At 71.4% G+C, this 9,989-nt stretch carries 8 protein-coding genes; all 8 read left to right on the top strand.

What is annotated here, in order from left to right; all coding sequences use genetic code 11:
* Window positions 1-82: 82 nt before the first annotated feature.
* The 8 genes from hemA to HET64_RS31595 all read left to right on the top strand — a co-directional run bounded on the left by hemA (window position 83) and on the right by HET64_RS31595 (window position 9,948).
* On the top strand, window positions 83-1,300 hold the full coding sequence (hemA, locus tag HET64_RS31630) for a 5-aminolevulinate synthase (RefSeq protein ID WP_215110584.1): 1,218 nt from the start codon (window positions 83-85) through the stop codon (window positions 1,298-1,300).
* A gap of 39 nt (window positions 1,301-1,339) precedes the next feature.
* Window positions 1,340-2,239: a TauD/TfdA family dioxygenase gene (locus HET64_RS31625; protein ID WP_215110583.1), complete on the top strand. Its 900-nt coding sequence runs from the start codon at window positions 1,340-1,342 to the stop codon at window positions 2,237-2,239.
* Window positions 2,227-3,186, top strand: a complete 960-nt coding sequence (locus tag HET64_RS31620) for a 3-oxoacyl-[acyl-carrier-protein] synthase III C-terminal domain-containing protein (protein ID WP_215110582.1) — start codon at window positions 2,227-2,229, stop codon at window positions 3,184-3,186. Before HET64_RS31625 ends, HET64_RS31620 begins: the two co-directional genes overlap by 13 nt.
* A complete protein-coding gene (locus HET64_RS31615) occupies window positions 3,183-4,391 on the top strand; it encodes an acetyl-CoA carboxylase biotin carboxylase subunit family protein (protein ID WP_215110581.1) in 1,209 nt (402 codons plus the stop codon). The genes HET64_RS31620 and HET64_RS31615 overlap by 4 nt, the downstream gene beginning before the upstream one ends.
* A complete protein-coding gene (locus HET64_RS31610; protein WP_215110580.1) occupies window positions 4,388-6,310 on the top strand; it encodes a phenylacetate--CoA ligase family protein in 1,923 nt (640 codons plus the stop codon). Before HET64_RS31615 ends, HET64_RS31610 begins: the two co-directional genes overlap by 4 nt.
* Window positions 6,311-6,375: 65 nt before the next feature.
* Window positions 6,376-7,374, top strand: coding sequence for an NADP-dependent oxidoreductase (locus HET64_RS31605; protein WP_215110579.1), 999 nt, complete (start codon window positions 6,376-6,378; stop codon window positions 7,372-7,374).
* On the top strand, window positions 7,371-8,630 hold the full coding sequence (locus tag HET64_RS31600) for an MFS transporter (protein ID WP_215110578.1): 1,260 nt from the start codon (window positions 7,371-7,373) through the stop codon (window positions 8,628-8,630). The genes HET64_RS31605 and HET64_RS31600 overlap by 4 nt, the downstream gene beginning before the upstream one ends.
* A gap of 43 nt (window positions 8,631-8,673) precedes the next feature.
* Entirely contained in the window at window positions 8,674-9,948 is a 1,275-nt protein-coding gene (locus tag HET64_RS31595) for a PLP-dependent aminotransferase family protein (protein WP_215110577.1), read from the top strand.
* Window positions 9,949-9,989: the final 41 nt, after the last annotated feature.

The raw sequence follows: 9,989 nt of genomic DNA, 5'->3' as shown, positions 1-9,989 counted from the left end.
GGGAACGGGCGGGGAACGGATCGGGAACGGCGACCTTCATGGTGGTGATCAACCGAGTCCCCCGACCCGAGAGGGCAGCACCGTGATCTCCACTCTCGCCCCGCCTCCCGCAGATACCTACGCCGGCCTCAGAGCCGGTCTCGACAAGCTCAGGGCGGATGGGCTGTACCGCGACTTCGTCGCCTGCTCCTACCTCGCGGAGGACCGGGGGCACGCCCTCCACCAGGGGCGCCGCATCCAGGTGTGGTGCACCAACGACTACCTGGGCATGAGCCAGCACCCCGACGTGATGCGGGCCCAGATCGCCTCCACCCTGCGCCACGGCACCGGCAACGGCGGCTCCCGCAACATCGCCGGGACGAGCGAGGCCCATGTGGAGCTGGAGGCGCTGCTGGCCGGGTGGCACGCCAAGGAGCGGGCGCTGGTGTTCACCAGCGGTTACGTGGCCAACGTGGAGACGCTGACCACGCTCCTGCGTGCCGAGCCCGAGACCATGGTGTTCTCGGACGCGCTCAACCACCGCTCGTTGATCGAGGGCGTGCGGGCATCCGGCAATGACAAGTACGTCTTCGCGCACAACGATCTCACCGACCTCGAACTCGCCCTCGCGGCACAGCCCCTGGACCGTCCGAAGCTGATCGTCTTCGAGTCGGTGTACTCGATGGACGGCGATGTGGCGCCCATCCGCGAGATCTGCGACCTGGCCGAGCGCTACCACGCGCAGACCTATCTGGACGAGACCCACGCGATCGGCGTCCTCGGGCCCACCGGAGCCGGTGTCTGCGAGGAGATCGGCGAGAGCCGGGCCACCTTCGTACAGGGAGTGTTCGGCAAGGCGGTGGGCTCCACCGGCGGCTACGTGGCCGGCCCGGACGTCCCGCTCGACTACACGCGCTCCCACGCCCCGGGGTTCATCTTCACCACGACCATCCCCCGGGCCTCCCTGGACGCCGCCCTGGCGAGCCTGTCCGTGATCCGGAGCCCCGAGGGCGCCCGGATGCGGGAGCAACTGCACGCCAACGCCGAGCTGATGCGCAGGCGGCTCACCGGGGCGGGCATCGCCCATGTCCCCGCGCCCACCCACCTCGTCCCGATCCTGGTACCGGGCGGGAACCGCGTCAAACGCGTCTCCCGCCGGCTGCTCGACGAGCACTCCGTCTACGTGCAGCCCATCAACTTCCCGTCGGTTCCCCGGGGCGGCGAGCGCTTCCGGGTGACCGTGGCGCCCTTCCGCACGGAACAGCAGATCGAGGGGTTCGTCGAGGCGCTCGCACGGTGCCTGGCGGACGACCCCAGCTGAACGTCCCTCCCACCCGACGCACAAGGAGACACGAGTCGCATGACCATGACCAAAATCCACACGGCCACCGACACCGCCACCGGCATCCGGATCGGCGAGCTCACGCCCTTCATCGGCGCCGAGGTGACCGGCGCGACCTACGAGGACCTCCAGGACCCCGCGCTCTGGGAGCAGTTGACCGCGCTGCTGCACGAGCGGGAGCTGGTCGTCGTCCGCTCCCTGGACATCACCCCGGAGCAGCAGATCGTCCTGGCGAGCCGGCTCGGTCGCCCCGTCCCCTTCCTGATGGCGAAGTACCGCCACCCGGACCACGAGGAGATCATGATCTCCTCCAACGCCAGGAAGAACAACCTGGCGATCGGCGTCGCCCGGGTCGGCAACTTCTGGCACCAGGACTCCTCCTACCAGCGGACGGCGCCGCCCTACACGATGCTGCACGGCATCGATGTCCCCGGGACGAGCGGCCACACCCTCTACGCCAACGCGGCGGATGTCTACGACCGGCTGCCGGAGGAGTGGAAACTGAAGGTCGAGGGCCGCACGGCGGTGCACACCGTCTCCAAGCGCCAGCGGATCTCGCCCGAGCACGCCGGGCTGTCCATAGCCGAGTTCAGGGCGCTGGTGGAGGAGCAGCACCCGCCCGTCGAGCACCCGCTGATCAAGACCGATCCCACCACGGGCCGCCGCTACGTGTACGGCGCGCCGGAGTACATGGAGCGCGTGATCGGCTTCGACGCGAACGAGAACGCGGAGTTCTTCGCCCTCCTGGACCGGCTGATCCAGGACCCCGCACGGGTCTACGAGCACCGGTGGACCCCGCGCGACCTGGTGATCTGGAAGTGCGAGCTCACCTACCACGCGGCCACTCCGGTTCAGCCCGGCGTCGACCGCACCGTGCACCGTGTGAGCATCGGGGCGAGGGAACCGTGGGCGGCATAGTCGACTTCGACGTCTGCTTCCCGTCCGCGACAACGGACATCCGGGACATGCAACTCGTCTCGGGCGTCCCTGTCGCGGACCTCGCGGCCATCACCCACACGCGGTCGTTCCCGGTCCTCGCGGAGCACGAGACGTCGGCCGGGCTGGCGTCGCGGGCGGCCTCCCGGCTGCTGGAACGGCTGGGGACCGACCGCTCGGCCGTCCGCGAGGTGATCTACGCGGGCTCCGGGGTCTGGGACACCCCCTTCTGGTCGCCGGCCGCCAAGGTCGCCGACGAACTGGGCATCAGGAACGCGCACTGCTACGAGATCACGAACTTCTGCAACGCCGGCCTGACCGCGATCCGCCTCGCGGCCGACTCCGTCGCGGCCTCGCCGGGCACGTACACGCTGGTTCTCCTCGGCGACCGGCTGAGCAGGATGGTGGACTACGGTGACCCGGATTCCAAGGCGCTGTTCAATTTCGGTGATGCGGGCGCGGCGGTTCTGCTGGCGGGTGACGGCTGCGCTTTCCGGGTCCTCCACTCGGCCATGCGGACCGACCCCAGCTGGTCGGACTACTACCGGGGCGAGTGGCACGACGGCCGGGTGGTCATCCGGCGCGGTCCACACCGGCGGGGGCTCGGCGCCGCCTACGTGGAGAACTTCCGCCGGCTGGCCGGCGAGGCGCTGGCCGCGGCAGGGCGCGAGATCGGTGACGTCGCCTGGTTCCTGATCAACCAGGGCGACAAGGGGATGCACGAACGCCTCCTGGAGGCCCTGGGCATCCCCGCGGAACGCAGCGTTTTCAACTATGGACGGCTCGGCCACATGGGCGGAGCCGACACCCTGATCGCCCTGAACGACCTCCAGGAGGAGAAGAAGCTCCGCGAGGGTGACCTGATCCTGTTGGCCACCAGCGCCATGGGTTTCAGCTGGGGCATCACAGCCTTGGAGTTTTCCGGATGAAGATTCTCGTGATCCACCAGGTGCCGTACCGCAAGATCTCCTACCACCTCGGCGTCGACCACGCTCGGCACGACGTGACGTACATCGGCCGGCCGGCGTCGCTGCGGGAGGTCCCCGGCGGCCTGCGGTGCACGCTGATCCCGCTGGGTGAGGACGACGACCTGGTGGCCGGGGTGACGGCCCGGGTCCATCCGTCCGACGGCTACGAGAAGGTGCTGTCGCTCTCGGAGTTCGGGATCCTGGAGGCGGTGCGCGTCCGCCGCCACCTGGGGCTGCCCGGCCCCTCGACGGCCCGCGTCGAGCTCGTCCGGGACAAGGTCCGGATGAAGGAGGCGTTGGCCGGTTCGGGGATCCGCCACCCGCGCTTCGTGAGCGCGCCGCCCGCCTGCGGGCCGCTGCCGTGGAGCGGGAAGACGGTGCTCAAGCCCCGCTCGGGGGCCTCCAGCGAGGGGGTCGTGGTGCTGGAGACCGCCCGCGCGGCGCTCAGCGCGTACCGCCGGCTGCCCGACCCGGCGGACTACCAGTTGGAGGAGTACGTCGAGGGCGACATCCTGCACCTGGACGGGCTGATGCGAGAGGGCAGGTTCCTGGAACTGGCGGCCAGCCGGTACGTCAACAAACCGGTCGAGTACGCCGACGGCACCCCGCTCGGCTCGCACCAGACAGCCCTGACCGAAGCGCACCGCGGTCTCGCCCGGGAGGTGGCGCTCGCCCTCGGGATCGAGGACGGCTGTGTCCACCTGGAGGCGTTCCACACCGCCGACGACGAACTCGTCTTCCTGGAAGTCGCCAACCGGGTCGGCGGAGCCGGTGTGGTCACGGCCCATGAGCGGCGTCACGGCGTCCACCTGCCCTCCCACGAGATCGCCGTACGCCTGGGCCTGGAGCGTCCGCCGACGTCCGCGCCCAGTGGCCGCTACCACGGCTGGCTGGCCTTCCCGGGCCACCATCTCCCGGCCGGACCGGCCGAGATCGTCCTTCCGCCCGGTCTCGCGGACCACCCGTGCGTCGACCGGCTGTACCTCCTGCCCGCCGACCGTCCGCTGCCCGACCACATCACCTACCAGGAATGGGAGTGCCCCGTGTTCATCGAGGCCTCGCACCACGACGCCGAGGAACTGGGCCGCTTCCTGCGGGCCTGCGCGGCCGGCATCACCGTCACCGCCGGGGCCCGGGTCCCGGCCGAGTCGGGGAGCGCGGCATGACGCGCCACTACCCGACCGATCTCCTGCTCGCCGTGAGCAGCCTCCAGCGCGACCTGGCCGCCGACGCGTCCTCCCCGGTGGCCCGGCTGCTGAAGGAGGCCGACCTCCTCGAACTCGGGCCCCTGCTGGACGGCGACGCGCTGGCCCAGGCCCTCGACGAGGCGCTCGGGGGTCTGAGCCAGTTCCCCTGGCGGCCACTCGTCGACACCGACGACGTCTGGGCCCACGAGCCGGTGGGCGCGGTCGTCCTCGACGACGACCGGGCCGGCAACACCCTCCGCGGGCTGCTGCTGTCCTGGGCGACGGGCAACTCGGTGACGGTCCGGACCTCCCGGCCCGCCCTGTGGCGCGCCGTGTTCGAGGTGGTGCGCGGGCCGGGGTTCCCGCTGCCCGCGGCCTCGACGGCGGTGCCCGGCGCCGCCGTCGGGGGTGTCGTGGTCCGGGTCCCCGACCTGGTGGTGCTCTCCGACGACGCGGCGGCCTCCTCGGGGGAGCTGTTCGCGGTGGCCGGGCGTCCCGGGACCCCCGCCATCCGCATCCGGGTCACGTCCGGGCAGGACGGGCCGCAGGCGCCCGTGGCGGACATCGACTGCCGCGCGCCGTGGTTCCCGCAACTGTTCACCTCCACCTACCTGGCCGGCACCACGCTGGACGCCGCGCGCCGCGCCGACCCCGAGGGCGCGTCCCGTATGGACGCCCGGCTCCGCTACCTCGTCGGAATGGCCCGCCGCACGCCCCACTACCGCGACCTGCCGCGGATCGGCGGGCTCGCCGACCTGGGCCGGCTGCCCGTACTGGAGAAGGCGACGCTGGAGGCGAAATCGCTGCCGCGGAGCCCGGACCTGTCCAGCGGGGCGCCGCCCAGCGGGGAGGTGCTGCGCAGCGGGGCCTCCAGCGGGGACCCGCGGTACATCGTGTACGCGCGCACCGACTGGGAGAACATGGTCCGCGAGGCGATCCCGCTGCTGCGGGCGCTGGGCATCCGTAACGGGGACCGGGTCCTCAACGCCCTGGTCGGCGGGGGCCTCTACGGAGGCCTCATGACGACGGCCAGTGAGCTGTCCAGGATGCCGGTGGAGGCCTTCTCCGCCGGGCAGCAGGTCACCGCGGACCTGATGCTGATGCTGGTCCGCGACTTCTCGGTGAACGTCCTGCTGGGCCAGCCCGCCCTGGTGCTTCCGCTGCTCCGGGAGGCCCGGCGACGCGATCCCTCCCTGCGGCTGGAGAAGGTCGTCTACGGCGGCACTCCGATGACCGAGTCCGACAAGCAGTGGTTGCGCGACGAGCTCGGCACCCGGTCCATCACCAGCATCCTGGCGGCCAACGACGGTGCGCAGATCGGCTACCAGTGCGACCGGCTCGGCGGGACGCTGCACCATGTCAACGACGACTACAACCTCGTCGAGGTCGTCGACGAGGACGGCCTCCCGCTGCGCGACGGCGAGATCGGGCATCTGCTGATCACCGCGATGCAGAAGTTCGAGGGGCCCCTCATCCGCTACCGCATCGGGGACATGGGCCGGCTGACCGCGCACGACTGCCCCTGCGGAGTCCCGGGCCGGGTGCTGGAGTACCTGGGGCGCAGTGACGGACTACTGAGGTTCAAATCGGCGACGGTGCACCACGGCGACCTTCTCGCCGCGCTGGAGGAGTTCCAGGTGTCGCAGCTCCAGGCGGAGCTGATGACGCGTGAGGGCACCGAGACGCTGGTGCTGCGCACGGAGTCGCGGGAGGAACTGGACGCGGCGGTGCTGCGGGCCGCCCTCGTCGACGCGTTCCCGGTGCTCGGCGACGCCCAGCTGTACGACGACGGGCTCCGGATGTTCGAGCTCGTGGTCGAGTGCCACCCCGAAGGGGCGCTCGAACGGAATCCGGTCAGCGGGAAGATCCGGACCACGGTGGACCGCCGACTGAGCTGACGCCCCCTCTCCTGCCTCCGCACGGCTCTTCGCCCACTGCGTTCCCCGTACCCCTGGAGCACTCCATGTCACACAGCGCACGTTCCGTTCACCAGGTGAGCCGCCCGTCGGGCCGGCCCACCGGCGCCGAGTTCCGCTTCGTCGACGAGCCGGTTCCCGCCCCCGGCCCGGGCACCGCCCTGGTCGAGAACGTCCTGCTCTCCGTCGACCCCTACATGCGGGAGAACATGGACGGCGGCTGGGAGCTGTCGGCCCCCCTGGAGGGACGGTCCATCGGCCGGGTGACCACCTCCCGGACGCACGGCCTGACCGAGGGCGACCTCGTCTTCCACCGCGAGGGCTGGCGTACCCACGCCGTTGTCCGGCCCGAGGACGTACGCGTCCTGCCGCAGGTTCCCGGCATAAGGCCCGAGGCCTACCTGGGCATCCTCGGAGGCACCGGTCTCACCGCCTACGTCGCTCTCACCCGGGTCGCCCGGATCGAGCCGGGCGAGACGGTGTACATCTCCGCGGCCGCGGGAGGCGTGGGCAGCGCGGCCGGGCAGCTGGCACGGCTGATGGGCGCGGGCCGCGTGGTCGGCAGCGCCGGCTCCCCGGCCAAGGTCCGCCTCCTCGTCGAGGAGTTGGGCTTCGACGCCGCGTTCGACCACCGCGACGGCCGGCTCGCCGAGCAGCTGGCGAAGGCGGCGCCCGACGGCATCGACGTGTACATCGACAACGTGGGCGGTGAGCACCTGGAGGCCGCGATCGGAGCGATGCGGGACTTCGGCCGGATCGCCTGGTGCGGCGCGATCGCGCAGTACGACGCGAGCGAGCCGCCGCCCGCCCCGCGCAACCTGTTCGAACTGGTCGAGAAGAGCGTTCGGCTCGAAGGCTTCCTCGTGCGCAACCACCAGGACGCGCAACAGGAGTTGGAGCGGCTTCTGCTGCCGGCGCTCACCGCGGGCACGGTCACCGACCGGCACACGGTCACCGAGGGGTTCGACGGGATCGTCGACGCCTTCCTGGGCATGCTCGACGGCCGGAACACCGGCAAGGCGACGGTCCGGGTGGTGGCGTCATGATCCTGCGGGACACCACGGCACGCACCATGCTCGGCTCGATGCTTCTGTCGAGCGTCGGTGTGGGCCTGTACACCCTGGCGCTGGGGCAGACGCTGTTCCAGCAGACCGGCGACTCCCAGACGTTCGCCATGATCTTCGCCCTCCAGGGGCTCGGGGCGGTGGCGGTGCTCCCGTTCTCCGGGCCGCTGGTCGACGCTTTCGACTCCAGAACCGTGTACGTGCTGTGCAGCATCCTGCGGGCCGCGACCGTCGGCGTCATCATGGTCGCCCTCTCCGTCAGCGACGACAGCCTGGTGGCCGTCGTGGGTACGGCCGCCGTCTTCCTGGCGGTCTTCGACAACGTGCAGCGCACCGCGTTCTTCAAGTTCACCGCACACCACATAGCCGGCGGCCGCGCGGTGGCCTTCAACAGCCTGATCGGCATCGCGTTCCAGGCGGGCAGTCTGGCCGGCATGGCGGCGCTCGGGCTGGTCCTGATGGTCGGTACGGCCACCCAGGCCCTGCTGGTCGATGTCGCCGTGTCCCTGACCGCCGCTCTGGTGGTCTCACGGCTGCGGACGTCGCATCAGGAGTCGGCGGGACGGCTGCGGAACACCACCCTGCGCTCGGCCCTGCCGGACCTGCTGCGGGACTGGGCGGGCCTGTTCCGCCGGCACCGCCACGAGAGCGTGGTGTTCGGCATGGTCCTGATGTGCGCGGGTGACTTCGTGTACGCCTACGGCCTCTCCACGTTGGTGGTGCCACTCGTCGACGCCTGGCCCGGCGGGCAGTCCTGGGCTGCGTCGACCCTTCAGGGGTCCCTGGGCGTCGGCATGATCGCGGCGACCTTCTTCACGCGCTGGACGGTCCGCCCGGCCCTGTTGCCGGTCTGGATGTCGCTCCAGGCGGCGATCGCTCTGGGGCTCGCCTTCACGACCTCCCCGGCCCTGTACTACGCCGGGTTCTTCCTGGCCGGCGTCGCCAACCTGAACGGCATCACCACCCTGCTGACCCTCCTGCAGCAGCAGGCCGGTCCACTGGACAAGGCGAAGATGGCTTCGCTGCGACTCCTCGCGATCGGCCTGGGCACCGCCACGCTGATGCCCGCCGTGGGGCTGGCCTCCCGGCAGTCGGTCGACGCCGGCTTCCTCGCCATCGCCGCACTGATGGTGCCGTTCGTGGCCTGCGGTGTCTGGGCCGCGCTCCGCTTCCGTCCGCGGACCGAGGCCCCGGCGACGGACCCGGTCGAACCGCGCCAGGAACTGGCATCCGTCTGAAGGACCGTCGACCCGCCCCACTCCGCCCTCTCCAGGAGACGTCATGCTCTCTTTCCAGCCGCCCCCCGCACCCGACGCGGCTCCCCGGCCGCCCCTGCTCTTCGCCGACCGCGCGCACGCCATGGTGCCCTCCGAGACCCGGGCGCTGTTCTCGATGGCCGCCCGGGACGATGTCGTCTCACTCGCCGGGGGAATGCCCAGCCCCGACGCCCTGCCCGTGGAGGCCCTCCGCGCGGTCCTCGGGGACCTGCTCGCCGTCGAAGGGCGAAGCGCCCTGCAGTACGGCTCCGCGCAGGGGGATCCGCTGCTGCGCGAGCAGGTGTGCGCGGTCATGCGGGCCGAGGGCATCGAGGCGTCACCGGAGGACGTCCTGGTCACGGTGGGGTCGCAGCAGGCGCTCGACCTGGTGACCCGTGTCTTCGTGAACCCGGGGGACAGCGTGGTGACCGAGGGCCCCACCTACGTGACGGCACTCAGCACCTTCGCCGCCCACCAGGCCCGGGTCGTCGAGGTCGCGATGGACCTGCACGGAGTGATCCCCCAGGCGCTGGCCGACACCTTCGCGCTGCTCGCCGCCGAGGGGCGGCCGGCCACGTTCTACTACACGGTGCCGACGTTCCAGAACCCCACCGGCCGCGTTCTCGGCGCGGAGCGGCGCAAGGAGGTCATCGACGTCTGCCGGCGCGCCGGGGTGCTGGTCGTCGAGGACAACCCGTACGGGCTGCTGCACTTCGACGAGGAGCCGCGGCGGGCCCTGTGCGCCGACGCGCCGGAAGGGGTGGTCTATCTGGGCTCGTTCTCCAAGACCCTCGCGCCCGGCCTCCGGGTGGGCTGGGTCCGCGCTCCGCGCACCGTCACGGGCAAGCTGGTCCTCGCCGCGGAGAGCGCGATGCTCTCCCACTCGCAGCTCGCCCAACGTGCGGTGAGCCGCTTCCTGAGCACCACGTCCTGGCAGGGGCACATCGACGCCGCCCGGGGCCTGTACCGCGACCGGCGCGACGCGATGCTGACCGAGCTGGCCGCTACCATGCCGGACGGGGTGTCCTGGACGGTGCCCGCCGGGGGGTTCTTCGTCTGGCTGACCCTGCCGGGCGGCGTGGACGCGCGGGCGATGCTGCCCCGCGCGATCGAGGGCGGGGTGGCCTACGTACCCGGGACCGGGTTCCACACCCGGGGCGGTGAGCGCAATCTGCGGCTCTCCTACTCCTACCCCTCCGTGAGCCAGGTCAGGGAGGGCGTCCGGCGGCTGTCGGACGTCGTCCGGGCCGAGACGGCCCGCGGTCGCGCGGCCTGCCTGATCGACGCGGTGGCGCGATGACCGCCCGCCCCGCGGACGGCCCCTGTCTCTTGTACACATCT

This window comes from Streptomyces sp. McG3, assembly GCF_018619185.1.
Taxonomy (GTDB): Bacteria; Actinomycetota; Actinomycetes; order Streptomycetales; family Streptomycetaceae; genus Streptomyces.
This window is presented reverse-complemented; position numbering and strand designations above follow the sequence as displayed.